The 24,964-nt window shown below is 58.2% G+C and carries 25 protein-coding genes and 1 riboswitch; of the genes, 13 read left to right on the forward strand and 12 right to left on the reverse strand.

The genetic code is table 11. From position 1 onward, the window contains the following. Positions 1 to 126 precede the first annotated feature (126 nt). The gene (locus HMPREF3053_RS02200) at positions 127 to 315 is read right to left on the reverse strand and encodes a hypothetical protein (protein ID WP_070767200.1); all 189 of its coding nucleotides are present in this window, start codon (positions 313 to 315) and stop codon (positions 127 to 129) included. 107 nt (positions 316 to 422) lie between these two features. Next, positions 423 to 1,874: a glyceraldehyde-3-phosphate dehydrogenase gene (locus HMPREF3053_RS02205; RefSeq protein WP_049172209.1), complete on the reverse strand. Its 1,452-nt coding sequence runs from the start codon at positions 1,872 to 1,874 to the stop codon at positions 423 to 425. 183 nt (positions 1,875 to 2,057) lie between these two features. On the opposite strand from HMPREF3053_RS02205, the gene HMPREF3053_RS02210 reads away from it, so the two are divergent. After that, positions 2,058 to 2,951 (forward strand): Cof-type HAD-IIB family hydrolase, encoded by an 894-nt coding sequence (locus HMPREF3053_RS02210; RefSeq protein WP_070545969.1) that lies wholly within the window; start codon positions 2,058 to 2,060, stop codon positions 2,949 to 2,951. A gap of 98 nt (positions 2,952 to 3,049) precedes the next feature. Further along, the gene (locus HMPREF3053_RS02215) at positions 3,050 to 4,696 is read left to right on the forward strand and encodes a peptide chain release factor 3 (RefSeq protein WP_070767201.1); all 1,647 of its coding nucleotides are present in this window, start codon (positions 3,050 to 3,052) and stop codon (positions 4,694 to 4,696) included. A 132-nt stretch (positions 4,697 to 4,828) separates the two neighbouring features. Here the strand turns inward: HMPREF3053_RS02215 and HMPREF3053_RS11185 are convergent, their stop codons facing one another. Further along, positions 4,829 to 4,978 (reverse strand): hypothetical protein, encoded by a 150-nt coding sequence (locus HMPREF3053_RS11185; RefSeq protein WP_246819360.1) that lies wholly within the window; start codon positions 4,976 to 4,978, stop codon positions 4,829 to 4,831. Between the two features lie 4 nt (positions 4,979 to 4,982). Here HMPREF3053_RS11185 and HMPREF3053_RS02220 point away from each other — a divergent pair, with 4 nt between their 5' ends. Continuing rightward, positions 4,983 to 6,251 carry an FUSC family protein gene (locus tag HMPREF3053_RS02220; protein ID WP_246819362.1) on the forward strand — a complete coding sequence of 423 codons (1,269 nt, stop codon included), beginning with the start codon at positions 4,983 to 4,985 and terminating at the stop codon, positions 6,249 to 6,251. Here HMPREF3053_RS02220 and HMPREF3053_RS02225 read toward each other — a convergent pair. Further along, a complete protein-coding gene (locus HMPREF3053_RS02225; protein WP_016423226.1) occupies positions 6,248 to 6,907 on the reverse strand; it encodes a hypothetical protein in 660 nt (219 codons plus the stop codon). The two genes, HMPREF3053_RS02220 and HMPREF3053_RS02225, sit on opposite strands and share 4 nt — an antisense overlap. A 10-nt stretch (positions 6,908 to 6,917) precedes the next feature. Further along, positions 6,918 to 7,637, reverse strand: a complete 720-nt coding sequence (pnuC, locus tag HMPREF3053_RS02230; protein WP_070767202.1) for a nicotinamide riboside transporter PnuC — start codon at positions 7,635 to 7,637, stop codon at positions 6,918 to 6,920. Positions 7,638 to 7,647: 10 nt separating this feature from the next. Further along, positions 7,648 to 7,817, reverse strand: a riboswitch (FMN riboswitch). A gap of 109 nt (positions 7,818 to 7,926) precedes the next feature. Here pnuC and HMPREF3053_RS02235 point away from each other — a divergent pair. Further along, positions 7,927 to 8,721: a YwiC-like family protein gene (locus HMPREF3053_RS02235; RefSeq protein WP_065421705.1), complete on the forward strand. Its 795-nt coding sequence runs from the start codon at positions 7,927 to 7,929 to the stop codon at positions 8,719 to 8,721. A gap of 51 nt (positions 8,722 to 8,772) precedes the next feature. Continuing rightward, positions 8,773 to 9,729, forward strand: coding sequence for a MinD/ParA family ATP-binding protein (locus HMPREF3053_RS02240; protein ID WP_224433563.1), 957 nt, complete (start codon positions 8,773 to 8,775; stop codon positions 9,727 to 9,729). Positions 9,730 to 9,740: 11 nt separating this feature from the next. On the opposite strand, the gene HMPREF3053_RS02245 is transcribed toward HMPREF3053_RS02240, so the two are convergent. The 4 genes from HMPREF3053_RS02245 to ftsE form a co-directional block, all read right to left on the reverse strand. Continuing rightward, a complete protein-coding gene (locus HMPREF3053_RS02245; protein ID WP_070595379.1) occupies positions 9,741 to 10,868 on the reverse strand; it encodes a 3-hydroxyisobutyryl-CoA hydrolase in 1,128 nt (375 codons plus the stop codon). A gap of 100 nt (positions 10,869 to 10,968) precedes the next feature. Further along, positions 10,969 to 11,874, reverse strand: a complete 906-nt coding sequence (ppk2, locus tag HMPREF3053_RS02250; protein ID WP_049172194.1) for a polyphosphate kinase 2 — start codon at positions 11,872 to 11,874, stop codon at positions 10,969 to 10,971. Positions 11,875 to 11,957: 83 nt separating this feature from the next. Continuing rightward, complete coding sequence (gene ftsX / locus HMPREF3053_RS02255) at positions 11,958 to 12,860, reverse strand: permease-like cell division protein FtsX (RefSeq protein ID WP_016423232.1); 903 nt, start codon at positions 12,858 to 12,860, stop codon at positions 11,958 to 11,960. 48 nt (positions 12,861 to 12,908) lie between these two features. Then, on the reverse strand, positions 12,909 to 13,598 hold the full coding sequence (gene ftsE, locus HMPREF3053_RS02260; protein WP_016423233.1) for a cell division ATP-binding protein FtsE: 690 nt from the start codon (positions 13,596 to 13,598) through the stop codon (positions 12,909 to 12,911). Positions 13,599 to 14,024: 426 nt separating this feature from the next. Between ftsE and HMPREF3053_RS02265 the strand changes: the two genes are divergently transcribed. Beyond that, complete coding sequence (locus tag HMPREF3053_RS02265) at positions 14,025 to 15,398, forward strand: HNH endonuclease signature motif containing protein (RefSeq protein WP_246819361.1); 1,374 nt, start codon at positions 14,025 to 14,027, stop codon at positions 15,396 to 15,398. Positions 15,399 to 15,400: 2 nt separating this feature from the next. On the opposite strand, the gene prfB is transcribed toward HMPREF3053_RS02265, so the two are convergent. Beyond that, on the reverse strand, positions 15,401 to 16,513 hold the full coding sequence (prfB, locus tag HMPREF3053_RS02270) for a peptide chain release factor 2 (RefSeq protein ID WP_038626269.1): 1,113 nt from the start codon (positions 16,511 to 16,513) through the stop codon (positions 15,401 to 15,403). Positions 16,514 to 16,560: 47 nt separating this feature from the next. Here prfB and HMPREF3053_RS02275 point away from each other — a divergent pair, with 47 nt between their 5' ends. Both HMPREF3053_RS02275 and hisN read left to right on the forward strand, forming a co-directional pair. After that, entirely contained in the window at positions 16,561 to 17,445 is an 885-nt protein-coding gene (locus tag HMPREF3053_RS02275) for an inositol monophosphatase family protein (RefSeq protein WP_070429509.1), read from the forward strand. Between the two features lie 10 nt (positions 17,446 to 17,455). Continuing rightward, complete coding sequence (gene hisN / locus HMPREF3053_RS02280) at positions 17,456 to 18,256, forward strand: histidinol-phosphatase (RefSeq protein WP_070767204.1); 801 nt, start codon at positions 17,456 to 17,458, stop codon at positions 18,254 to 18,256. Positions 18,257 to 18,298: 42 nt separating this feature from the next. Here the strand turns inward: hisN and HMPREF3053_RS02285 are convergent, their stop codons facing one another. After that, positions 18,299 to 18,637 carry an ArsR/SmtB family transcription factor gene (locus HMPREF3053_RS02285; RefSeq protein WP_016423238.1) on the reverse strand — a complete coding sequence of 113 codons (339 nt, stop codon included), beginning with the start codon at positions 18,635 to 18,637 and terminating at the stop codon, positions 18,299 to 18,301. Positions 18,638 to 18,709: 72 nt separating this feature from the next. On the opposite strand from HMPREF3053_RS02285, the gene arsB reads away from it, so the two are divergent. Beyond that, positions 18,710 to 19,777 (forward strand): ACR3 family arsenite efflux transporter, encoded by a 1,068-nt coding sequence (arsB, locus tag HMPREF3053_RS02290; protein ID WP_070767205.1) that lies wholly within the window; start codon positions 18,710 to 18,712, stop codon positions 19,775 to 19,777. Between the two features lie 15 nt (positions 19,778 to 19,792). Beyond that, positions 19,793 to 20,221: an arsenate-mycothiol transferase ArsC gene (locus tag HMPREF3053_RS02295; protein ID WP_070767206.1), complete on the forward strand. Its 429-nt coding sequence runs from the start codon at positions 19,793 to 19,795 to the stop codon at positions 20,219 to 20,221. Here HMPREF3053_RS02295 and HMPREF3053_RS02300 read toward each other — a convergent pair. Next, positions 20,218 to 20,724 carry a hypothetical protein gene (locus HMPREF3053_RS02300; RefSeq protein WP_070767207.1) on the reverse strand — a complete coding sequence of 169 codons (507 nt, stop codon included), beginning with the start codon at positions 20,722 to 20,724 and terminating at the stop codon, positions 20,218 to 20,220. The genes HMPREF3053_RS02295 and HMPREF3053_RS02300 overlap by 4 nt on opposite strands. Before the next feature lie 211 nt (positions 20,725 to 20,935). On the opposite strand from HMPREF3053_RS02300, the gene HMPREF3053_RS02305 reads away from it, so the two are divergent. The 3 genes from HMPREF3053_RS02305 (at position 20,936) to HMPREF3053_RS02315 (ending at position 24,531) form a co-directional block, all read left to right on the forward strand. Then, complete coding sequence (locus tag HMPREF3053_RS02305) at positions 20,936 to 21,892, forward strand: DUF418 domain-containing protein (RefSeq protein WP_069359292.1); 957 nt, start codon at positions 20,936 to 20,938, stop codon at positions 21,890 to 21,892. Positions 21,893 to 21,894: 2 nt separating this feature from the next. Next, entirely contained in the window at positions 21,895 to 22,968 is a 1,074-nt protein-coding gene (locus tag HMPREF3053_RS02310; protein WP_070767208.1) for a trypsin-like serine protease, read from the forward strand. A 225-nt stretch (positions 22,969 to 23,193) separates the two neighbouring features. After that, a complete protein-coding gene (locus HMPREF3053_RS02315; protein WP_053087322.1) occupies positions 23,194 to 24,531 on the forward strand; it encodes a sodium/glutamate symporter in 1,338 nt (445 codons plus the stop codon). The last annotated feature ends 433 nt before the right edge of the window (positions 24,532 to 24,964 follow it).

The raw sequence follows: 24,964 nt of genomic DNA on the forward strand, positions 1-24,964 counted from the left end.
TGAAAGTCCCGCCTGACTGTTGACAATCCACATAGGGACCCCCACGCGGATCGGGACCGAGTGGCGGCCGTCCCCTAGACGCCGAACAGGGCCACTTCCGCCGAGCCGTATTCGACGATCCCGAAATCACTTTCCCGGATCTTCATCCCCCCGCCGGTGCTCGATGTCGCCGGAGGCCCGGAACTGGAGGCCGAAAACCAGATCCTCGTCGCCCAGTTCCGGCAGGTTCACAATCCTCACCAACTCGAACGGCTCATACGCGGAATCCAGGTCGTCGTCGATGGACAGGAAAATCTCTCCGCCCCCGTCCGGCACGTCGACGAGCGCCTCGAAGCCCTCCCCATCGCCTCAACCCCCGTGGTTTTGGAGGGGGGGGAAGAGGGCGTTCGAGGGCTCAGCAGCTCAAGCTCAGGTCCGCCGCCTTAGAGCTCGTCGATGTGCTTGCGCTTCGGGTAGACCCGCGGACGAGCGCCTGCGATCTCCTCAGCAATGCGGATGACCTGGTTGGAGTAACCGAACTCGTTGTCGTACCAGACGTAGAGCACCAGGTGCTTACCGTTGGCGATGGTAGCCAGACCATCGACGATGCCAGCATGGGTGGAGCCGACGAAGTCGGTGGAAACCACTTCCGGGGAGTGGATGTAGTCAATCTGCTGGCGCAGAACGGACTTGAGGGAAACCTCACGCAGGTAGTTGTTGACTTCGTCGCGGTCGACCTCAGTGTCGAGGGTCAGGTTCAGCACCGCCATGGAAACGTCCGGGGTGGGAACGCGGATGGCGTTACCGGTCAGCTTGCCCTCGAACTCCGGCAGAGCCTTGGCGACGGCCTTTGCGGCACCAGTCTCAGTGAGAACCATGTTCAGGGTGGCTGCGCGACCACGGCGGGAACCCTTGTGGAAGTTGTCAATCAGGTTCTGGTCATTGGTGAAGGAGTGGACGGTCTCGACGTGACCGAACTCGACACCCCACTTGTCATTGACGACCTTCAGCACCGGGGTGATGCCGTTGGTAGTACACGAAGCTGCCGACAAAATGTTGTCAGATTCCTCGATGATGTTGTGGTTGATTCCGTAGACGATGTTCTTCACATCGCCCTTGCCCGGCGCGGTAAGCAGAACCTTGGAAACACCCTTGGACTGAAGGTGCTGTGACAGTCCCTCGCGGTCACGCCAACGACCGGTGTTGTCGATGACAATCGCATCGTTAATGTCGTAGGCGGTGTAGTCAACAGTTGCCGGGTCATTGGAGTAAATGACCTGAATCGGGGTGCCATTTGCCCAAATAATGTTGTTTTCGCGGTCAACCGAGATGGTGCCGTCGAATGCACCGTGGACGGAGTCACGGCGCAGCAGCGAAGCACGCTTGACAATGTCGTCCTCACCATTCTGGCGAACCACAATAGCGCGCAGGCGCGGGCCGTTGAACAGTGCCTCACGAGCCAGCAGAATGCGAGCCAGCAGACGGCCGATGCGGCCGAAACCGTAGAGGACAATGTCGGTCTTCGGGGTCTGTGTCCCGGCACCGATGACGTCGGCAAGCTCACGCTCGAGGAATGCGCGCAGATCGCCGCCTTCCTCTTCGAAGCTGGTAGCCAGGGCGCCCAGGTCAATGGAGGCGGTGCCGAGATCCATCTTCACCAGTTCCTGCAGAATCGGCAGGGTCTGACTCAGGGGCAGCTCCTGCGAGGTGATGCGACGGGCGTAGCGGTGCGACTTAATGATGCCGGTCTCGGTAACGTTTTCCAGTCGGCGGCCGAAGATTGAAGTCACGACATCATTGTTGCGGCGCAGTTGTCCCAGGAGGGGGATCATCTGCTCTGCAAGGCTGATGCGCTCATTCCAGTCATTGCGCTTGATGGGGGCCGAATCCGACATAAATCCTCCTGGCTTAAATGAGTATGAGTTCCCCCTCAAAATACCCCGCACACGCTATTCACCGGCTATCGCCCTCAACTGGGTACCCCGTATTGTGGCCCAGCTTTCACCCAATCGGGGGAGACACCGGGAGACACCTCAAGGAAGAAAATTGAACCCTACTTACCCGTTAGAATAAGAGCCATGACGGAACCCCTGGATATCCAGCAGCAATCTCCCGCCCAGCCGCCATACCGCCTTGTAGTCACGGATATGGACGGGACTCTACTAAATGAAGACAAGGAAATCCCGGAGTCCTTTTGGCCGGTAGTCACGGAGCTGCTCGACCGCGGTGTCCACTTCGCTCCCGCGTCGGGCCGCCAGTACGCAACTCTGGCCGACCAGTTCGCCCCCATTGCACACCGCATCCCAATCATTGCGGAAAACGGCAACTATGTCGCGGATGCGGGCGAGGTGGTTTCGGTTACCAGTATCGACCACGACATCGTCACTCAGTTGGTACACGCGATCCGCCAGTTCAACGACAACCGTGTGGCGGCGGGCCGTACTCCCCTGTCGGTTATTATCTGCGGCGCTGCCAGCGCATACGTGGAGTTTTTCCCGCCGCATTTCAATATTCCGGAGGAAGTTCAGCAGCTGCAGTTCAACGAGGCCGCCAAGTACTACCTGAAGCTGCAGAAGGTCGATGATGTCATCGCCGCTGCCGCCGAGGACGGCATCGTCAAAATTGCCGCCTTTGATCCTTACTCCGTCGAAGAGGAATCGGCCGATTACCTGCGTTCCCAAAGCTCGCACTTGCGCGCGGTAGTCTCCGGTGCCCACTGGGTCGACCTCATCGATGCCAACACCAACAAGGGCACGGCACTCGCCGCCCTGCAGGAGGCCCTAGGTGTCTCTCCTGCCGAAACTGTCTGCTTCGTTGACTACCTGAATGATCTCGAGCTCATCGACCACGCAGGCCGTTCGTTTGCCATGTCCAACGGTCACCCGGAAATCAAACGCCGCGCCACCGACATCGCACCGTCGAACGCGGAGGAAGGCGTCATCACGACGCTGCGCGAGCTGTTCAACCTCTAACTGCAATTGACCCCTTACCCCACTGGAGCGGTAAGTTAGAAAGGTTGAACCCGATTCCCTTATTCCGATTTTCTTTTTAAGGAAAGCGTAGTTTCCCTGTGACCACTCTCGCCGAAGAAGCCGCACGCCGCCGCACATTCGCCGTCATCGCACACCCGGATGCCGGTAAGTCCACGCTCACCGAGGCGCTGGCGCTGCATGCTCATGTCATTAACGAAGCCGGTGCTGTCCACGGCAAGGCCGGCCGTAAGTCGACTGTGTCCGACTGGATGGACATGGAGAAGGATCGCGGCATCTCGATTGCCTCTTCCGCGCTGCAGTTCGAGTACCAGCCAGAGGGGCACGACGGCGAGCCGTACATGATCAATCTCGTCGATACGCCTGGTCACGCTGACTTCTCCGAGGACACCTACCGTGTGCTCACCGCTGTCGACGCCGCTGTCATGCTTGTCGACGGTGCCAAGGGTCTCGAGCCTCAGACGTTGAAACTGTTCCGGGTTTGTAAGTCCAACGGAATTCCCATCGTCACCGTCATCAACAAGTGGGACCGCCCGGGTAAGGCTCCCCTGGAGTTGATGGATGAGATTGTCGCGGAGATTGGTCTGCAACCGACTCCGCTGTACTGGCCAGTTGGTGAGGCCGGCGACTTCCGCGGCCTGTTGGAGCGTGGTGAGGACGGCCAGGCCAAGCAGTTCATTGGCTTCGAGCGCACTGCCGGTGGCGCCACTATCGCCGCTGAGCGTCACCTCACCCCAGATGAGGCCTCCGCAGAGCAGGGCGACGCCTGGGAGACGGCAGCCGAGGAGTCCGAGCTACTTTCCGCCGATAGCGCTGACCACGACCAGGAGATGTACCTCGCTGGCGACACCTCTCCGGTGATTTTCGCCTCCGCCATGCTGAACTGGGGTGTCCACCAGATCCTGGACACTCTCTGCGAGCTGGCTCCGGCACCTGGTGCCCGCGAGTCCGACCCGGCTGCCGTTGCCGCTGCAGCGGCTGGCGGCCAGGGGGCTATCGTCGAAAAGCGCGAACCGACGGATGATTTTTCGGGCGTCGTGTTCAAGGTGCAGGCGGGTATGGATACGCACCACCGCGACAAGCTGGCCTTCATGCGCGTTGTCTCTGGCGAGTTTGACCGCGGCATGCAGGTCACGCATGCGCAGTCGGGACGTACTTTCTCCACAAAGTATGCTTTGACCGTTTTCGGCCGGACACGTTCGACTGTGGAGACGGCTTACCCGGGCGACATTGTCGGCCTGGTCAATGCGGGTTCACTGGCGCCGGGTGACACGATCTACGAGGGCCGCAAGGTTCAATTCAAGCCGATGCCGCAGTTCGCGCCCGAGCACTTCCGCACTCTGCGCGCCAAGAGCCTGGGCAAGTACAAGCAGTTCCGCAAAGCTGTCGATCAGCTCGATGCCGAGGGCGTGGTGCAGATTCTGCGCAACGATACCCGCGGCGATGCCGCCCCGGTGATGGCCGCGGTCGGCCCGATGCAGTTCGAGGTCATGATGGCACGCATGGAAAACGAGTACAACGTCGAGACCATCGCCGAGCCCATCCCCTACTCCGTCGCCCGCCGCACGGACGAAGAGACCGCGCCTGAGCTGGCAAAGCAGCGCGGCGTGGAGATCTTCACGCGTTCCGACGGCGCCCTCATCGCCCTCTTCGGCGACAAGTGGAAGCTGTCCTTCATTGAGAAGGAGCACCCGGAGTTCACGCTCGAGACGCTGGTCGCTGACTAGAGTTTTAAGGAGATTTCACCAACATTGAGCCAAACGGTTGAGCTTCCTCCACAACCAAGTGCATGGCAACTTTTTACTGCCTTCCACTCCCGTGCGCAGAGATGGCCAGGTGCCCTCCGCGCAGCACTCGCGCTATTCCTGCCGGGTGCCGTGGCACTTCTCACCGGACATGGCTCGGAGATGCTCCTTATCGCCGCTGGTGGGTGCGTGGTCATCTATGGCGAAGGCCACCCCTACCGCAGTCGTCTGCGCGTGATGGCCATCGCCAGGTTCATTCTTCATTGTGATGGTCTCCGGCGGCACAACAATGGTCGCCCGCCTTGGCTTCAACCCGGTTGAAACCGCCATGTGGGCTACCGTTGGTGTGCTTTCGGCGATAGTCATCGGCATGGCACCGCGGTTGTGGAATCCGCACGGCCCCGAGATGGCGGCCGTCCAATCCCTTGAATCAGCCATCGAGGCGATGGAAAAGTCAGACTCGACATCGTTCGCCGTTCATCACCAGGCGCAAACTGCACTCACCGACGCATGGGAATCGCTTGCCGACGCAGGCATCATCCGTGGCAGCAAAATCGTCAAGCCCTCCCATACGGAACTGGTCAACCGTGTCATTGCTGCTCATCAGCGGCTGATTGCTATCCGCGGCCGCTTGGGCGTGCACGGCAGCGCTGTGGACATCGTGGACACGCCTAACCTTATCGACGAGACACAGACAACCATTCCACTCGCGCGACCAAGCGTGAGTTACCGAATCTTCCGCTCTTTCGATCGCTATTCCCATGCGTCAATGACTGCGGCAAAGGTGGCTATTACTGGCGGCTTAGCTGGTCTCATCAGCGTGCTCGTCGGTCTTGACCGGCCTGACTGGGCGGTGGTCAGCGCATTGATGACTCTACAGTGGGGCCCCGACCGCACCGCCGGTTCGATTCGAGGGATTCACCGCATGGTGGGCTCGATTATCGGAATTTTCCTCTATGCGCTGCTTTTTTCCTTTGGCCTGGACAGCTGGACGCTACTTATCGCGCTTGCAGCCTGCCAATTCGGCGCGGAGATTCTCGTGGTGAAGAACTATGCGCTGACGACGATCGTCACCACTCCGCTGGCGCTGCTGCTGGGCGGAAATGTCGCTGGCGAGCTCGCACCGATTGTGACCGATCGTGTTTTGGAAGTCGGTATCGCCTGCGCGCTGGCTCTCGCTGTCCTGCACTTCTGGCCGACCGAGAGCATTGAGAAGCACTACCTGCGTCATATTCCGCGCTGCTATCGACAGATGGGTGCTCTTCTCGGCGCGCTGCTAACCGGCACTCCGAATCAGGCACTCGATATTCGTCGCGACCTCCAGTACGAGCTGCTCAGCGAGCGCCAGGCCATCTCGTCTTTGGCCACCAACGACCCCAAAATCGCCGCTCCGCACTGGGACGGCCATCGTCGCATTCGCACGGCTGGCTATTTGTTGCTGGACTACTGTCGCACGCATCCCGATATCCGCCCCTCTCACGAGGAGATTTCCAAGCTCGCCGAGGTAGTCCAGGCAGCTAAAGCTGAGGAGCGCTAGTCTTCCGGCAGCGGGGGCTCCTTGCGCAGGTCGCGGGCAGTTGCCCGCCGTACCTCGCGCGGTTCCTCCTCCGAGCCCCGCGAACGGAACTTGGCCGCGATGTCCTTCAACGAAGACGACAGCGGCGGCAGCTTCTCCAGCGCGTCACGGCCCGCGTCCCACGCGTCGGTAGCAATATTTTCCGCTTTCCGACGGAACTTGCGGACCTTCTCCTCACGCTGCCGCTTAGTCTCTGCCGCGTCATTTTGCCGCTCGCGCTCACGCTCAAAGGCGGCGACATCGCGGGCCTCCGCGTCGGAAAGCCTCTTCGAAGCGTGTGCCGCGGCGTCCCACGACTCCTCCAGCGATTCCGCGAGGTGCAACATGGCATCGATGCGCTTTTCAACTTCGCGCAACTTCTCGCGGTAGCCCCGCTGAATGTCATAGCGGCGCATGATGCGGCGGGCACGAGTGGCCTCATTGCGCCAGGTGATGATTGCGCCCTCAGAAATCGACTCATCGACGACGAAACGCATCGTCCACGGGTCGACATCAGCGCTGGCCAGATTGTTGCGTACCCGCTCCTCGCGGTCGAGGACGTCCTGCACGAGACTGCGGGCACGCTCTTCGGCTTGATGGGCGCGGTTGGTACGGGAGTTATCTGGTCGGAAGCTCACCTGGACTATCCTACCGCTCGGCTGCTGCCAAAGCCGGTACTTGGTCGGTCTCGGAGCTCTTCTGCTGGTCATTGTCGCTCTGGTGCTCGAGGCGAACCCAGGAGACAAAGCCCCAAATAACGAAGCATCCGTAGAAGAGGTACAGCGCCGCCGACGGGTAGTAGCCACCCTTGAGCAGCAACGGCACTCCCACGGCGTCAACGGCAATCCAAATTAGCCAGAATTCGTTCCACCCGCGGGCCATACCCCAGGTCGCCAACATCGAACCGACGAAAATCCAGGCATCGGCCCATGGCCCCCACGAGCCCAGCATCTCAAAGACATTGGCACAGATCACAGTGGCGAAGATAGCCACGGTAATCATCCCAATGCGTTCCGATGCCGTCGCCCACCGCGGCTCAATTGCGACCTCGTCACCGCTCTGATTGCGGCTCTTGACCCAGCTGAACCACCCGTAGAGACTGACGACGATAAACATGACCTGACGCCCCGCCTGGCCATAGAGATCAAGATTTTGCGGCGTGTGGAAAACTCCGCCGAGGAAGACGGTAAACAGCAAGGCATTTCCGATAATGCCGACCGGCCAAGCCCATACCTTCCGTTTCATACCTAGGAAGGCACACGCCAGGCCAAAGAGGTTACCGACAATTTCACGAATCAAGATTGGCGCTCCCGCCACACTGAGCTGTGCAGTGAGGAAACCCACCAAAAAATCCGACACGTATTCCACGAATTATTCAACTCCTTCTCTTTCATCCGGACTATGACCGTCGGTTTCGGATTCCAACCGAAATCTGCTTGTCCCCTACCTGACGACCCTTCTGGCCACAGGTAGGGCGCTCGTGGACTTGTCTGCGTCAGCCGCAGCATCACCACCGGTGAGGAATTTCACCTCGCCCTGAGAATGCGAGTTCAACGTTAGCACTGTCGCCTTGCGCGCATGTGCATTTTATTCAATGAGGTTTCAATATGAGGTTCTAATACAGCCTCGACATAATTACGCATCTACAATGCGTAGTATGAGCCAAAAGCCCCGCCAACCACGTCCTCCCCGCCCCGCCCGCCGCTCCCATCACAAGCGCTCCGCTGGCTGGGTTCCGGACCAGCACGGCGCCTGGTTCATGGTCACCATTCCCCCGCTGACCGCTCTCGCCCTCACCCCCACAGGGACAGGCCTTGCCGTCACCGCGACCTGGCTGCTCGGCTACTTCGCATTCTTCGCCGTGAGCGTCTGGCTCCGCTCTCGTCGCCAACGCCGCCACCTCGCACCCGCCGCCACATACACCGCGCTCACTGCCGTCGCCGGCTGCATCACACTGCTTGCCGACGTTTCCCTCCTCACCTGGGTCGCCCTCATTGCCCCTCTTGCCGCTATCGCTATTTGGGAGACCTACCGCCGCCGACCGCGCTCACTTCTCTCTGGTGTCTCCACCGTTCTGGCCGCTAGCCTCATGGTGCCTATCATCGCCGGACCAACCCCGAAAGCTTGGGCAATTGCGGCTATCTACGCTGGATATTTCGTCGGCACCGTGCCCTATGTAAAAACTATGATTCGCAAGCGCGGCAACCGCCAGTGGCTCATTGGCTCGGTCACGTATCACGTTCTCATTACCGCCGTGGCCATCATCGGGTGGCTCCTCCTCCACGACCGGAACCTCATCAGCATCGGTGTGCCCATCGTCGCAATTGGGCTTCTCATCAGGTCTTTTGCCATGCCAATCTCCGGCGCTCGCCGCGCTCGGCCGTGGACTCCGAAACAGGTCGGAATTCTCGATGCCTTCTTTGGAGTCGCCGTCGTTCTGGCTGCGTGGTAAAAACGACGGCGGGGACATACTTTGGGGATTTTTGGGGAGGGGATGAAGTCTATGACTTCCACCAAACACGCAGTCAATCACGCAGTTTCCGTCTCAGACTTGGCCGCTAGCCTGAACTCGCGGCAGGCACCACAGTCGGGCTGGCGCAGCTGGGTTCATAAGGCCACCTGGGGCGCAATTTCACCGCGGGAATCATCGTCGGCACGCAAGCAACGCGAGCTGATAGAGCGGGTGCGACAGCCTATCTACGGTGACTACAACATCGCTGTTATCAGCGTGAAGGGCGGCGTTGGCAAGACGTCGACAACCATGTGCCTGGGCGCCACGCTTGCAAGCCTGCGCAGTGACCGAATCGTCGCGATCGACGCGAATCCGGACTTTGGCACCCTCGGCGCACGCGTCACCGCAGCCAATCCCGCATCTATTCGCGATCTGCTCCGAGCCCCGGATACGGACAAATACGCGCAGGTCCGTACATATACATCGCACACGCCATCGCGGCTGGAGGTTGTCGGCAGCGACCAAAATCCGACATCGACGATCGCGCTTTCCGACGGCGAATACTGCGCGGCCCTCGACATCCTTCGGCGGCATTACAACGTGAGTCTGACAGACTGCGGTACCGGCCTGACGCAGCCCATCTCCGCTTCGATTCTGTCTGCGGCCAATTGTCTGGTGCTGGTCACCACGCCTGCACTGGACGGCGTGAAAAGCGCCTGGACGACATTGGACTGGCTTTCAGCGCACGGCTTCGAACGGCTGGTCTCTACCACTGTCGTGGTGGTCAACGAGCTAAATAAACAGGGACTGTCCACAGAGACCGTGCACGAGTTATTTGCCCAGCGCTGCCGCGCAGTACAGGTCATCCCCTACGATCCGCATATCGCGAATGGTGCCAATATCGAGCTGGACAATCTCCAGCCCGCCACCACCCAGAGTTATCTCGAATTGGCGGCCATGATTGCCGATGATTTCGCGCCGACGACTGGCCGCCACAGCTTTGTCTAACGCATAGCCAGCTAACGAAGGTGCTGTCGAATCTCTTCGACATCAACTTCCTGCACGGTAGCGGGCTTAAAGGCGGCGTCGCGGTCCTTATCCACCAACACTGCCCGCACGCCCTCGGCAAAATTGGGGTGCTGACGCATGTAAGCGCCAAGCTTCATCTCCCGGTCTAGCGCCTCCTGCAAGGTGACCTCGTGGGCCGAGTTAGCCGCATAGAGTTCCACGGCCGCTACGAGACTTTCCGGGTTGGCGGGTGCCAGCAGGTCGCGAAAAGTCTCCACTGTTGACGATGCACAAGAGCCCGCCTCAGCGGCTTCGTTGAGAGCTCGCTCAATCTCCGCCCAGGTATCAGCCCCAAAGCAAGCCTCAATGCAGTCGCTCCACTCGGCCAACTGCGGATCCCCGAGCAGATCACGAGCCTCAGCTGAGTCCACATCGAGCGCATACTCCGCGAGCGCCGAATCAATTCCATCGCGGTCCAGAGCCGCAACAAACTCGTCCAGCTGCGCGGATGGCACCGCATGTGTCGCCCATCCAGACCACAGCATGTCCGCCGCAGTTAGGCGGTAACCGGTCAGCCCGGTAAACCTCGCGATTGCCGACGAGGGCCCTCCTAACCGCGTGTTCACATGCTGCGAAAAGTGGGTAATTCCAACGTCGGGAATAAAGCCGATTGCCATTTCTGGCATGGAAGCGCTGGCACGCTCGGTCACGATTCGGTGGGAGCCGTGCATGGAAACACCAAGGCCACCGCCCATAGCGATGCCATCAATAATCGCGATATATGGCTTGGACTGCGCGAATTCCGCAATCATCGCGTTCATCTCGTACTCATCCCGGAAAAACTCCTCCCCCTGCTCCGGAACGCCATCGAGCACAGCCTGCCGAACTGCGCGCACATCACCACCGGCACAAAACGCCTTGGGGTGACCGGATGAAACAACAATGTGGTCCACCGAGTCGTCGTCACGCCATGCGCGGAGCCCCTCGACGACCTCGGTGACCATATCCAAATCGAGCGAATTAAGTGCCTTCGGCCTATTCAGCCGAAGGTGACCAGATCGCCCGTGGACTTCTCGCAGCACCTTCGGCTCATCGACCTCGGTGCGTGCAGTGCCAGAACCGTTATCAGTAGCAGTCATGTCACCCAGTGTGACACAGATAACTAACCAGGGAAAGGTTCTGACGGGAAGGTTCTGCTGCGAAGGTTCTGACGACCAGAACCTCACTGAGACTAAGGAGCTACTTCTTCTTGCTCTTCTTGTCCTTTTTGCCCTTCTTGTGCTTCTTGCCCTTCTTATCGGACTTGCCTGCGCCCTTTACGCGGTCAGCCTCGAGATTGGCGGCAACGTCCGGCACATAGCGGAACTCCGTGCGCGGCGGACGCTCGTAGCTTCCCTCCGACTCCGGACGCTCCGGGATTTCCGGAACATCGCGGTGAATGCGCTCGTACGGAATGGTCGTCAACAGGTGGTTGATGACATTGATACGCGAACGCTTCTTATCCTCAGACTCAACCGTGAACCACGGTGCGGACGGGATATCGGTGTGGATGAACATCTCATCCTTTGCACGGGAGTAATCCTCCCAGCGGGTGATGGACTCCAAATCCATCGGCGAGAGCTTCCAGCGGCGCAGCGGATCCTCACGGCGGGACTTGAAGCGGGCAACCTGCTCCTCGTCCGACACAGAGAACCAGTACTTACGCAGGATAATGCCATCTTCGACCAGCAGACGCTCAAAAATCGGCGCCTGATGCAAGAAGCGACGGTACTCCTGGGAGGTGCAGAAGCCCATGACCCGCTCAACGCCGGCACGGTTGTACCAGGAGCGGTCGAAAATCACGATTTCACCAGCAGTCGGCAGCTTTTCGACGTACCGCTGGAAGTACCACTGACCCTGCTCACGGCTAGTTGGGGCCGGCAGAGCCTCAACACGGCAGGTACGGGGGTTCAGGTACTGCGTGATGCGCTTAATGGCCGACCCCTTGCCGGCAGCGTCACGCCCCTCCATCACGATGACAATTCGGGCACCGGTTTCTACTACCCACTGCTGCATTTCGACGAGCTCTGCCTGGAGCTTTTTAAGCTCGGCCTCATAAGCCTTCTTGTCGAGCTTCGGTGGGCGCTGGACGTCGTCATTATTCATAGTCCACAGTTTACCCGGCAGGGCGCGACGGCCCTATTCGCCGGGTTTAACCGCGGGGCCTAATAGCTAACCTTTTTGCAACCCTAGTCGCGTGAGTAAAGACGCAGCGTGACCTGTGCAACAAGCCCAGCAAAGACCATGCCAATAACGACCACGATCGGCGCCACCACACCGATATCGCCGTTGGTCAGCGGCGCCAGGAGCTGTGCCTTGTACAGGTTACTCAGCGCCGGATCGATGACCGTCGCCTTGCCCAGGAACAGCGCACCAATGGCCAGCACACCACCAATCAGCGACGCAATCACAGCCTCGAGGACGAACGGCGCCTGCGTGAACCAACGGCTGGCACCGACCATGCGCATAATCTCAACTTCCTTACGACGCGAGAACGCCGCAATCTGCACCATGTTCGCAATCAGGAACACCGCGGCAACGGCCTGCACCGCAGCCAGCAGGAAGGTCGCATTTCGCACCGAGTCCAGGTTCTGAGCTGCAGTACCGATCTCTTCATGCTGGTCAGTAACATGGTCGACCTGCGGCAGCTCCCGAATCGGATCGAGCGGGCTGACATCGGTCGGGTCGCTCAGACGCACCATCACGACAGCCGGCAGCGACTCCGGCGTCGCATTTTCCACGAGCACGGGGTCACTGTCCTTGAACATCTCCACGAAGTGGTCAAAGTTTTGCTGACGATTTCGGAAGGTCACCGAATCAATGCCGTCAGCCTCTTCAAGCTTGCCGACGACGTCAGCGCACTCCGGCGAGGAGCAAGTTTGGTCTTCGGCGGAGATTTGTTCATTCAGCTCAATCTGCACTTCTACTCGATCGAGATAGAGATCCTTCGTGCGGCTGGTCTGCTCAGTAACCAGGATGCCCGTCGCAAGCAGCGCCAACGACACCGCAGTCGTAATAATCATCGCGATGGTCATCGTGATGTTTCGGCCCAAGGAGGAGAAAGCCTCACCGAGGACAAAGCGAGTCTTCATAGGTCAGTAATACCTTTCGAATGAGTTCTTCTACCGATGGACTGTCTGCTAGTTGTTCAGGCCGTAAACACCCGTGGCGTCGTCACGCACGAGACGCCCCAGCTCCAGCTCCAGCACGCGGCGACGCATGGAGTCCACGGCATCGTTGTCGTGAGTCGACACAATAACGGTCGTGCCCATGCGATTGATGCGGTCAAGCAGGAGCATGATGTCACCGGAGGTGCTTGGGTCGAGGTTGCCGGTGGGCTCGTCGGCAAGCAAGATGAGCGGGCGGTTGACGAAGGCGCGAGCAATGGCGACGCGCTGCTGCTCACCACCAGACAACTCGTGCGGGTAGCGGTTTTCCTTGCCCGAGAGCCCGACCATTTCGAGCGTTTCCGGAACTGCCTTGTCGATTTTCGCCTTCGGCTTGCCAATTACCTGCAACGCGAACGCGACATTTTCGTACACCGTCTTCTTTGGCAGCAGGCGGAAGTCCTGGAAGACATACCCCACCTTTTGACGCAATTTAGGGATGTTGCGACGAGAAATCTTGGTCAGATCCTGGTCTGCAACCGTCAGTTTTCCTGAATCCACTTTCTCTTCACGCACCATAAGGCGCAGGAAGGTCGACTTACCAGAGCCCGACGGTCCAATGAGAAAGACAAACTCACCTTTATCTATGTGGACTGAAACGTCGTCGAGAGCTGGTCGGCTAGAAGTCGAGTAGGACTTGGTAACCCCGTCGAAAGTGATCATAAGTAGACACTCTAATCACTTAAGCCACTCAAGTCACTCTGGAATGCGCGAAACTAGGCGCTGGGATGGCGGGATTGCGGGGACGAGCAGCGGCTAACACTAACCCCCAGAGCATGCGACCGCACGAAAGCTCACGCCGTAGCAATGTTCGAAACTATTTTCCCCAAAAATCTTTAAATGCCCCTTTACTTCGCTTACCTGTTCGATTAAAATGAGCCATGAAAGATTAAAAGCGAGGATTGAAAACACCAAATAACGTCGCCGAGCTGCTTCAAGCTTGAAAAATTGACACTCAGAGTTAGTCGAAAATACTTTCCCTACCTCTTCCTTATTTCAACATTTCAACGTCCAGGCCTTATCTTTCAGGGGGATTCACCAATGGCCAGCGGGGAACATATACCACGCAAACGCACTTACGCTGCGGCAATGGAAGCGACGGCACCACGCTTTCACCATGAGATTTCTCAAACAGCACCAGCACGTCTTGGAATTGACCGCAATCGAGCTGACTTGAAGCTTGCCCTTGCTTGTGTTCCCTCTTCTTCAACAAAAGATGTCGAAGATTACATCGCCAAAATCGCTCCAGCTCTTGGCATGTCGCGCGGGAGAACACTCCAGTACATCGATATCGGGATGCAGCTAGAGCGGCTCCCGCGGTTGAAAGAGCTTCTGCTCAAACGCGCACAGCTACCGCTTCCCCACATGCGGGTCATTGCCACAGCCATCCTCCCCTTGGATGACGCCTCTACTGTGAAGTATTTCGAAGACCATCTCCTCGAACTGATCACGCCGAGAGTCAATGGTGAAGTTCTTCGCGGAGTTCGGAGTCTTCAACAGAATATTCAGCGATTTATTAATGAAGTCAGCCCGCTATTGCGCCCTAAAAATGAGTACGACCCGCCGATTACTTCGTTTCAAAAAGGCATCGAGCAAAAAGCTGGCGAATCTATAAAGTTCGAGTTAAAGGACAACCTCACTGAAGTCACCATGGAACTGATGCCTGAGCGGGCAATTGAGTTTCAGAAGGTCTTGGAAGAAATTACCGCTGATCAGGACTGCGACTTCGTCGAGGCTTTTTCACACCTTCTGCACGGGACTGCTCAGGTCACCGCCACGTTGAATCTGTACTGCCCACTCACTCAAGACAAGCCCCAAGAAGCCTGGATCGGTGGCTTGGGGTGGATCAACAAAATCGCCACTGAATCCTGGCTCGATCGGGTCACTAGCATCCGGCTACTAGCGGACGAGAAAACGGAAAAGTACTCGCCAACAGAGCGACAGCGTACTTACATCCAAGGTAGAGACGGCACCTGTCGCTTTCCCGGATGCGATGTCGATGCGACGAAGTGCGACATCGACCACATTCAGCCGTATAACCACGAGAATCCCGACGAAGGTGGCCAAACCGAGACGCCCAACCTCCATTGCCTATGCCGTCGCCACCACAATCTAAAAACGGCCGGTCTTTGGAATGTCGTGCGCGATATCGACGGCGTGGAGTACTGGACCTCCGCCACTGATCAAAGCACCGAAAGAGCTGCCCTTATCAGCACAGAGTCGGGGCCGCTCGCCGGCCACGGTCGCTACTCTTTCGACCTGCGCAAGACAAAGAAAGCACAGACACTCAAGGAGTACAACGAGCAGAGGTTGGAAAACCTCCGCGAATCACAGGAGCTGACAAATCAGGCTCGCGAAGAACTGGGAATGAACAAAAACGAGAGAAACGGAGAAGCCGACGAACCCACCACACCGGAAACACCCGAGGCACCGGAAGCGCCCGAAGACGAACCGCCCTTCTAGCGCTACTCGCCTTCGGACTGCTGAGCCATGCGCCAGCGAATACCGGCCTCGATGAAACCGTCTAGGTCACCGTCGAGGACCGACTGTGGGTTGTTGACTTCGTATTCGGTACGCAGATCCTTGACCATCTGGTACGGGTGCAGCACATAGGAGCGCATCTGGTTACCCCACGAGGCATTGCCGCCTGCGCCGAGAGCATCCAGCTCCGCGCGCTCTTCCTGGCGCTTCTTCTCCAGCAACTTCGCCTGCAGAACTCGCATGGCAGATGCCTTGTTCTGGTGCTGGGACTTCTCGTTCTGGCAAGTCACCACGATGCCGGTCGGGACGTGCGTAAGCCGGACCGCGGAGTCCGTGGTGTTCACCGACTGCCCACCTGGGCCGGAGGAGCGGTAGACGTCGATACGCAAATCTGACTCGGGGATGTCGATGTGATCCGTTTCCTCCACAACCGGCAGCACCTCGACCTCAGCGAAGGAAGTTTGGCGGCGGCCCTGGTTGTCGAAAGGACTAATACGAACCAGCCGGTGCGCGCCCTGTTCGACCGAGAGGGTGCCGTACATGTACTCGCCATGGACGACGAAAGTAGCGGACTTAATACCGGCCTCTTCAGCGTAGGACGTGTCGTAAACCTCGACCTTATGCCCGTGCTTGTCGGCCCAGCGCAGGTACATGCGCATGAGCATCTCGGCCCAGTCAGCGGCATCCACGCCACCGGCACCGGAGCGGATGTTGATGACCGCCTCGCGCTCGTCGTAAGGCCCCGAAAGCATCGTCGTGACCTCGAGGGATTCGATGTCGGCACGCAGCTCAGCGCGTTCGGCATCGGCCATCTCGACGGCGTCGGGGTCGCCCTCCTCTTCCGCGAGTTCATACATCACGGAGAGATCGTCGAGGCGCCCGCGCAGCGAGTCGATCTTTTTCTTCTTCGCCTGCGCCTGCGACAGTGCACTGGTGACCTGCTGCGCGTGGTCGGGGTCATCCCACAGCGACGGATCGGCGGCCTGGGCTTCCAACTCCCTGATCCGGTCGGAAAGCTCGTCGACATCGACCACCTTCTCAATGGTGGTCAGCGTCGCGTCGAGTTCTTTGAGGTCAGCATTCAGATCCGGGTTCACGGGTACTACCTTAGCTATACCGCCTGTTTCGGTGCACAATAGGACGTATGTCTGAATCCACCGCCAGCCAAGATTCCAGCCAAGACCCGCACCAAGATTCCAGCCAGGACCTAGAACTCTTTCTCGCCCAAGTGTCCGAGTCGATTGTGGCATCGGATACCAGTGTTGCGGTTGCCATCGTGAAGCGTGCCGCTGCCATTGCTGCTCGCATGCGCGACGAAGGCCTGGTCACTGAGTACAAGACATCGATTTCCGACGTCGTCACCGCGGCCGACCGCGCAGCGGAGAAGTTCGTCGTCGAGGCTTTGGCCGCGCTCCGCCCGGAGGACGGCATCCTTGGCGAGGAAGGGTCGGCGAAGGAGTCCCAGTCTGGTCGCACGTGGGTGATTGACCCTGTCGATGGCACCTACAACTTCACCACTGGTTCGGACTACTGGTGCAGCGCATTGGCGCTGGTTATGGGAGATGCGAACAATCCGGACGAGGTCATCCTCGGCGCGGTGCACCGTCCGGCCACGGGCGAAAGCTGGATTGGTGGCCCCAGTCTCCCGACCACTCGTATCAACATTGACGGCACTGTTGACGATCTCCGGGTCACTGACCACCCGCTTTCGGAAGTCTGCGCAGCGACATACCTCCACACCACAGTGGTGAGCTCGAGCGAGGAATCCGAGGTCACAGCCACAAAGTCCTGGCTGGATGCAGTGTCCCGCAGCGCTACCTGGCGCATGCTGGGCTCAGCGTCAGTGGATATGGCAGGCGTGGCCGACGGCCGCATCGGCGTATGGTTCCAGCGCGACGTCGCGGCCTGGGACTGGCTGCCTGGATATGCGCTTATTACGGGCGCAGGCGGCGAAGGCACGTCGGTGCGGCGCTGGAAGCTCGCGGGCTCAAGCGGCCAGGTCGCAGAGCTGCGTGAGGTTCTGCGCTAGAATTTCGGCCATGACCACCTCTTACTCCGAAGATCTCGCCCTTGCACTGTCGCTTGCCGACGCAGCCGATGACCTCACGATGTCCCGCTTCGAGGCGGCCAATCTAGTCGTCGAGTCCAAGCCCGACCTCACGCCGGTCTCCGATGCCGATATCGCGTGCGAAAAGCTGCTCCGCGAGATTCTGTCGGACAAGCGCCCGAGCGATGAGGTCCTCGGCGAAGAATTCGGTGGCGAAGCTGTGTTTGAGGGCCGTCAGTGGGTCATCGACCCCATCGATGGCACGAAGAACTTTGTGCGCAATGTCCCGGTCTGGGCCACCTTGATTGCCCTGTTGGAAGACGGCAAGCCGGTTGTCGGCGTAGTCTCTGCCCCAGCACTGGGCCGTCGCTGGTGGGCATCCAAGGGCGACGGCGCATTCAAGCGCACCCACGTCGGTGGCCGGGAAGCCGCTCAGCGCCGCATTGAGGTCTCGAAGGTGGCAGACATCGCGGACTGCTCAATTTCCAACTCTTCGCTCACCGGCTGGGCCGAGCGCGACCTGCGCGACAACTTCATCGGTCTCACCGATGACGCCTGGCGCCTGCGTGGCTATGGCGACTTCTTCTCCTACTGCCTGGTAGCCGAGGGTGCGGTCGATGTCGCCGCCGAGCCAGAAGTTTCCCTGTGGGACCTGGCAGCTCTTGCGATTCTGGTGGAGGAAGCTGGCGGCCGCTTCACTTCCCTAGTGGGAGTCGACGGGCCGCACGGCGGGGACGCAGTTGCGACGAATGGGGTGCTTCACGACGCCGTCGTCAAGCGCCTGGGCGGGTAAACAGGGTTTTCCAACCTATCGCAATTTGCGACGAGCGGCTCACTATCTCCCGTCCGCGTGACCGATATCCAGGATACGTCGCAGCTCAGCAAATACCTCAGGGCGTACCTCATGGGTTACCACCCGTCCACTCTTAGACCTAGTTAGCAGCCCGGCATCCGCCATGGTCTTTAAATGATGCGACACCGTCGGCTGACTAAGCCCAGAAACAGCGGCCAGCTCCCCTACGGTCATCGGACTACAGCCAGCGGCAGCGAGCTGAGACAAAATTTGCAGGCGCGCCGGTTGCGCCAGCGCTTTGAAGAGCGTTGCCGCAGCCTGCGCTTCCGCCGCGTCGAGAGGCCGACCGCCAAGTGCACAGCATTCTGAGATTTCGTCCATACCCGTTGAGGCTACACGGCCTCCCCTCTAAATATATTGACAATCATCGATATATTGATTACACCGGAAACTATGACACAGACTACAAAGTCACTCAGCTTCCTAGACCGCTTCTTGCCGCTATGGATTGCAGCTGCAATGGCAATTGGCCTCATTCTGGGCAAAATTGCACCGTCACTTGTGAACTGGCTGGCAGAGGCAAAAATTGCGACAATTTCCGTACCAATCGCCATCGGATTGCTGGTCATGATGTACCCACCGCTCGCAAAGGTTCGATACGACAAAACGGGCAAAATTTTGACATCCAGGAAGCTGATGGGCATCACAGTCTTCCTCAATTGGATTCTCGGCCCCGCACTGATGTTCACCCTTGCCTGGATATTCCTCAGTGATAGTCCAGAACTGCGCACTGGCGTGATCATCGTCGGTCTCGCCCGCTGCATTGCAATGGTTTTGGTCTGGAACGACCTATCTTGCGGCGATACTGAAGTCGCTGCCGTATTGGTGGCCGTCAACTCGCTATTTCAAATTTTCATGTTCGGCGCTCTAGGGTGGTTCTACCTGCAGATTCTGCCCTCCTGGTTGGGACTGGAAACCACTTCCGCCACCTTTTCTTTTTGGGCAATCGCACTATCTGTAGTGGTATTCCTCGGTATTCCGCTTCTGGCTGGCGCGGCATCACGCATAATTGGTGAACGCACCCGTGGTCGCGACTGGTATGAAAATGAGTACTTGCCCAAAATCTCACCATTGGCACTTGCCGGCCTTCTATACACAATCGTGTTGCTCTTTGCGCTTCAGTCACAGCAGATTCTTGAGAATCCCTGGACCGTTGCGAAAGTGGCACTACCACTAGTGATCTACTTCCTCGCCATGTTCGCGATCGCTCTCACTTCGGCCAAGGCCGCGGGCATGAACTACGCAACCTCCGCATCGATTGCCTTTACGGCCGCCGGAAATAACTTCGAGTTGGCAATTGCGGTTGCGATTGGCACCTTCGGCCCATTGTCCCAGCAAGCACTTGCGGGAACGATTGGACCACTTATTGAAGTACCCGTACTCGTTGCACTTGTCTACGTCACCCGCTGGCTCGGGCCGCGCCTTTTCCCTAATGACCTTTCCGTACCGGACAAACTATAGAAAAAGGATTCTGAAATGAAGGAAATCCCGAAGGTACTTTTCATCTGCGTGGCAAATGCCGGTAAATCCCAGATGGCCGAGGCCATTGCGCGTGCAAAATATGCCACGCAGTTCATCGCCCTTTCAGCAGGAACGAACCCCAAAACTACTACCAATGCGCTTGCAGCCAAATCAGTTGCAGAAATCGGCGCCTCTATGGACAGTGCATCACCAAAGCCCATTGCCCCCACGATTCTCCGGACTGCAGATCGTGTTGTCATCATCGGCGATGCCGCTCATGTAGAGCTCCCCTCGGACGCTCAAGGCTCACTCGAGCGTTGGCTTACTGACGAGCCTTCAAAACGAGGTATCGACGGAGAAGAACGCATGGACCTGATTCGCGATGACCTCGAGCGCCATATCGACGAGTTAGCTGTCGGACTCCGTCCCACTAAGAATCCCTAAGCGGCAGAATCCAACAAAAGCTTCCTTATCGCCAGCGTAAGCCACACGACTGCGCCGACGCCTGCGATGAGGCCGAGGAGCAGGAATATCAGACCGACTCCCCAAAGCCCGGTGGTGTCGTCAGTGCCGGCGATGATGCTCCAGCACAGGGCATAGCCGGCGACCGCTGCCCACCACGTGGGCAGCAGGTTCAGAGTTGGGGCGGGCACGCGCATCATGGCAGAGGCAGTAAGGATGACCATCGCGAAGCCACTGCAGAAAACCTGCCATGGCGAGTAGTCGTATTCGCCCTCGAGCGTCCACGCGAGCGTACAAAAGCAGATTAGGAATGCTGCGACAAAGACGAAAATCGTGTGCCCAAACGCGATACGCTCGCCGGACTTTTTGGCCAGCCATGCGGCGCCCACCCATGCGAGAGCGGTGGGGATGGCAATGATTAATAGGTACGCGAGGAAGACGCCTGGCACCTCTGCCCAGGTGAAACTCGTCAGCATCGATGTCATGCCACCAGGTTACGCCTGCCTCTTAGCTTTTTGAGCGCGCTAGTTTCCCAGTAAAAACACAGACGAAACACCATGATTTACACATAGTCACTTAATGTATTGTCAGGTTCGGTTGCTACAACTAGAAAGTCGTTTTCAATACGCCGTTTGTAGAGAGTGCTTTTTACCAAAGAGCACCTCCCTATAAGTTGTAGTAAAGGAGAAATCCGGGGTGAATAAACCTACCCGAATTGTGGGGCTCGATATAGCGCGCTCACTCGCCATCATCGGCATGATCATTGTCCATATGGCCTCACTACTTTGGAGCACAAAGGTTGTGCTCTCTGGCCTACCCTCATCACTGTTCGCCATTATCGCCGGCGCCACAATGATGATCATCGGCCGCAATTACAGCAGCACTACCTTCTTGCGCTTGATCACTCGCGGCGCCCTAATCATTCTCATCGGCCTGGCACTATTGCCGGTGGGTGGAGAAATTCAGGTGGTCCTCGTCATCATGGGCCTGGTAATGATGCTGGTTTCCTGGATGCCAGCGCTCGGAACCTGGTGGCGAGTCGGCTTCTTCATCGCCGCCACCATCGCCGCCACAATTAAGTACGCGCCTATGACGCTGCCGCAGATCTATCCGCTACTCGCGTGGATCGCATATTTCATCGGCGGCATGCTGCTTTACGACGTCTACCTACGCCGTCGCCTGCAAGACACTTCCACCTCTGAGAACAGCGCCAATGCTCGGTTGAGCTGGATTGTCACCGCTGTCAGTGCTGTCATCACGGCCGTCGGCATGTACTTCCGATTTGATCCCGAGATTGCTGGCTGGCTCCGTTTTACCGGACACACTGGCGTCTTCGGAGAAATCATTCTCTCCGTCGCAGTTGCCGCCATTGTCCTGCACTTGTGCCTTTTCATAGGCGATCGCTTCCCAGCTGTGGTTTACCCATTCGCGGCTATGGGAACAATGTCGCTGACAATCTACATCCTGCACGTTCTCACCGCGTTTTATTGGCAGCAGAATGTTGCATTGCATTCCACGTTGTCTGCAGCAGGTTTCATCGTATTCTTCCTCGTCATCGCTAGCCTCTGGAAGAAATTTGTCGGACAGGGCCCTGCCGAAAAACTCGTTGCCACCGCAATCAAGGGCATTGTTCCTTCTGGGAAAGGGAAATAACCGTGAAGAAAACATCTTTTTCCATCGCAGCAATTGTTAGCAGCACCCTGCTTCTATCTGCAGCCCCAGCTCTTGCATTGGAAAACGGCGAACCCGCACCTGCGAATGCTGAAAGCAGTTCTGTGGCCGCGCTGAAGATTGGCAAAATCGGCAATTTCGGTGACTGTACCGGGACGCTGGTTGCCGACCAGTGGGTGCTCACTGCACGCCACTGCCTGGAGTCTGTGAACAACGAAGGGACCCAGGCCCGCATCGGCGGGAAGGTCTACGATGCCGATTCTTGGGCGCTGTCTCCAATGTCTGATGCGGGGTTGCTCCACCTGACCCAAAAGGTCACTGACGCAACACCCGCGAATGTTTCCCGCGATATCCCAACACCTGGACAGACGGGAACTCTCTATGGCTGGAGTAGCAGTTCGTCCATGGCACGATCCGGGCAGCTTCCGATGACCAAGATGGTCGTCAATGAGTTGCTAGGCGGAGGACCGGCTGATGGAACTCCAGGTGAGGCTGCTCCAGATGGGGCTGTTCCGGGTGACGCTACTCCAGGCGAAGCTGTTCCGGGTGAGGCTATTCCGGGCGGCGCTGTTCCGGGTGACGCTATGGAATCAATGGAGATGCAGCCAGGAGCTGCCATGCCAGATGACTCCAAAACCGAGTCGATCCCGGCAGGGACAGAAAGTATCCCAGCCGACGCTGCCATGATGCCAATGATTCAAAGCGCCATCCTGGACGCACATTCCGTTTCCGGCGCGGGTATGCAGGGAGGCGACTCCGGTGGCCCATTCTTCGTCGACGGAAAGCTCGCTGGTCTCGCTACCGCCGGAACCTCCAATGGCGACCCTGACCTGCCCTCCCCCAGCGCAGCTATCACTACCCTCGCTGGCACTGCTGACTGGATCGATGACATCACCTCCGGCCGTGACACAGAAAGTGTGCTGACTGCGGAGAACACTCCTGCTCCGCCAAAGACCATTCAGACCAGCGGTGATCACGTGTGGGCCTACCTCGCCATCGCATGCGCTGGCGTGGTTATCGCAGCGGCTTGGTCGCGCATTAAGAATGGCCGACAGTAAAACCGTCTGACCTCAACCAAAACCACCTCCCAGAATGAACTGGGTAGGTGGTTTTTCTGCAAAGGAAGTGAGCTCAACTGGGGCCGAAGCCTCAAAATCTCGCGGTAGCTAACATACAATCGCAACGTATCCCTATGGTTCTAACCCTTTTCTTAGAATCCATGATGTGGTTCGCATAATTGTTAAATGGTGAAACCCCACCTACGAGAAAGGCAATAAGTTCACGTGGATGGCTACACACCCTTCGACGTCTTGATGGATATCGGTTGGATCTCGCTGCTGCTCATCATCGGTAATTTGATGCGACGGTTCATCCCCTGGTTCCAAAAGCTTCTCATCCCCGCACCGATTACTGCGGGCTTGCTCGGCTTGCTGCTAGGCCCCAACGCTTTGGGAATAATCCAGTTCAGCGAGCATTTCGGCGACTACGCGACCATTCTCATCGCGGCAGTCTTCGGTGCCCTGCCATTCACAATGGATTTCGATGCCAAGGTGCGCCAGCGCGCGCGAACGATGTGGTCCTATTCCGTAGGCATGTACCTGGCGCAGTGGGGATTCTTCGCGCTACTCGGCGTGATAATTTTCGCCCCACTGTTCAATACGCCGGACTGGTTCGGCATCATGCTTCCCGTTGGTTTCGTCGGTGGCTTCGGTGTGGCCGCCGCAGTTGGTGGCGCGCTGGACTCAGCAGGCATGACCGAGGCCACGAGTTTGGGTTTTACGGCCGCAGCGGTGGGCATGTTCTCCGCAATTATCGGTGGCGTGATTTTCGCCCGATGGGGCTCGAAGAAGGGCCATACCAACGAGCTGCCAGACTTGGATAAACTGCCGGAGGATATGCGGACAGGCATCATCTCCCTTCCTGGTCAGCGCCCAAGTGTGGGGCGGGCGACTACAAGCCCGTCCTCAATCGAACCAATCGCGCTGCACGTTGCAGCACTAGCGGTGACGCTCTTCCTGGCAAATATCCTGACCAACTGGGTCAATGACATCTTCCCTGCACTGAGCTTCCCACTATTCGCAATGGCATTCCTGGTCGGCCTGGCAGGTGTAGGCGTGCTGCACCTGATTAAGGCACCACACTACCTGGATGCAAAGTTGATGGGTTCGGTCTCCGGCGCGTCGACGGACTTCCTGGTTGCAGTGGGTATCGCGTCGATCGTTCCGGCGGTGGTGGCCACCTACATCGTCCCGCTAATTATCCTGTTCGTCGTAGGCCTGGCCTTCTGTCTGGTGTTGTTCTTCTACGTCGCACCACGCATCTTTGAACATGGCTGGTTCGAGCGCGCCGTATTCAGCTGGGGCTGGGCAACTGCCTCCGTGGCCACGGGCATCGCCGTACTGAAAATTGTGGACCCGGAGCAGAAATCCGGCACGCTCGAGGAATTTGGCATGGCCTATGTGGGATTCGCGCCCTTCGAGATCGCGGCAGCCATCCTCGCACCCATCGCAATCCTCGCCGGACTGGTGTGGCTATTCGGTGGAGTCGCGCTTATCGGCGGGCTAGCCCTGTTGATTCCGCCGATGATCATGCTGAAGAAATCGAAGACCAGGGCTTCGTAGAGTTCTTTATAGAGGGCGGGGACAGGAAAAGTTTTCTCCCGCCCTCTACTGTTGCGACCCCACCGTGGACTGACTAGGCCCGTCTGCCAGCTATTTTCTAGCGCTGCGCTCACTTATCGATGCATGATTCACCTATCGATGCGCTCCAGCGTATCCATAAGTGAATAACTCATCGATATGTGAAACCGAAAGCCAGCAGCGCGTACATGAGCTGAGGCAAATCGACCGGAATCAACCCAGCACCCCCTCAAGCTAAGTACCTTCAGGCCGACTAATCGAGCAGCGCCTCACACTGCATTTCTGATGACCGCCCCTTTAATGCCCGGTTGTGCAGTGCGCGAGTTCGTCAGACCCAACGGCTACCCAACGACTTACCCCCCCAAAAAAAACGGTGAAAAACGGGTTAAACGACAGAAAGTGTGTCTGGATTCGG

Origin of the sequence: Corynebacterium sp. HMSC064E07 (genome assembly GCF_001815745.1) — a bacterium.
Taxonomy (GTDB): Bacteria; Actinomycetota; Actinomycetes; order Mycobacteriales; family Mycobacteriaceae; genus Corynebacterium; species Corynebacterium jeikeium_D.

What these genes read in the sequence shown, in the direction of transcription:
- HMPREF3053_RS02235 (WP_065421705.1), top strand. Translation starts at nt 7,927, where the DNA reads ATGAGCCAAAAGCCCCGCCAACCACGTCCTCCCCGCCCCGCCCGCCGC.
- HMPREF3053_RS02275 (WP_070429509.1), top strand. Translation starts at nt 16,561, where the DNA reads ATGTCTGAATCCACCGCCAGCCAAGATTCCAGCCAAGACCCGCACCAA.
- HMPREF3053_RS02240 (WP_224433563.1), top strand. Translation starts at nt 8,773, where the DNA reads ATGACTTCCACCAAACACGCAGTCAATCACGCAGTTTCCGTCTCAGAC.
- HMPREF3053_RS11185 (WP_246819360.1), bottom strand. Translation starts at nt 4,978, where the DNA reads ATGAAGAATGAACCTGGCGATGGCCATCACGCGCAGACGACTGCGGTA.
- ftsX (WP_016423232.1), bottom strand. Translation starts at nt 12,860, where the DNA reads ATGAAGACTCGCTTTGTCCTCGGTGAGGCTTTCTCCTCCTTGGGCCGA.
- HMPREF3053_RS02245 (WP_070595379.1), bottom strand. Translation starts at nt 10,868, where the DNA reads ATGACTGCTACTGATAACGGTTCTGGCACTGCACGCACCGAGGTCGAT.
- HMPREF3053_RS02300 (WP_070767207.1), bottom strand. Translation starts at nt 20,724, where the DNA reads ATGACATCGATGCTGACGAGTTTCACCTGGGCAGAGGTGCCAGGCGTC.
- HMPREF3053_RS02205 (WP_049172209.1), bottom strand. Translation starts at nt 1,874, where the DNA reads ATGTCGGATTCGGCCCCCATCAAGCGCAATGACTGGAATGAGCGCATC.
- ppk2 (WP_049172194.1), bottom strand. Translation starts at nt 11,874, where the DNA reads ATGAATAATGACGACGTCCAGCGCCCACCGAAGCTCGACAAGAAGGCT.
- HMPREF3053_RS02220 (WP_246819362.1), top strand. Translation starts at nt 4,983, where the DNA reads ATGGTCTCCGGCGGCACAACAATGGTCGCCCGCCTTGGCTTCAACCCG.
- HMPREF3053_RS02285 (WP_016423238.1), bottom strand. Translation starts at nt 18,637, where the DNA reads ATGGACGAAATCTCAGAATGCTGTGCACTTGGCGGTCGGCCTCTCGAC.
- HMPREF3053_RS02210 (WP_070545969.1), top strand. Translation starts at nt 2,058, where the DNA reads ATGACGGAACCCCTGGATATCCAGCAGCAATCTCCCGCCCAGCCGCCA.
- HMPREF3053_RS02295 (WP_070767206.1), top strand. Translation starts at nt 19,793, where the DNA reads ATGAAGGAAATCCCGAAGGTACTTTTCATCTGCGTGGCAAATGCCGGT.
- ftsE (WP_016423233.1), bottom strand. Translation starts at nt 13,598, where the DNA reads ATGATCACTTTCGACGGGGTTACCAAGTCCTACTCGACTTCTAGCCGA.
- hisN (WP_070767204.1), top strand. Translation starts at nt 17,456, where the DNA reads ATGACCACCTCTTACTCCGAAGATCTCGCCCTTGCACTGTCGCTTGCC.
- HMPREF3053_RS02265 (WP_246819361.1), top strand. Translation starts at nt 14,025, where the DNA reads ATGGAAGCGACGGCACCACGCTTTCACCATGAGATTTCTCAAACAGCA.
- arsB (WP_070767205.1), top strand. Translation starts at nt 18,710, where the DNA reads ATGACACAGACTACAAAGTCACTCAGCTTCCTAGACCGCTTCTTGCCG.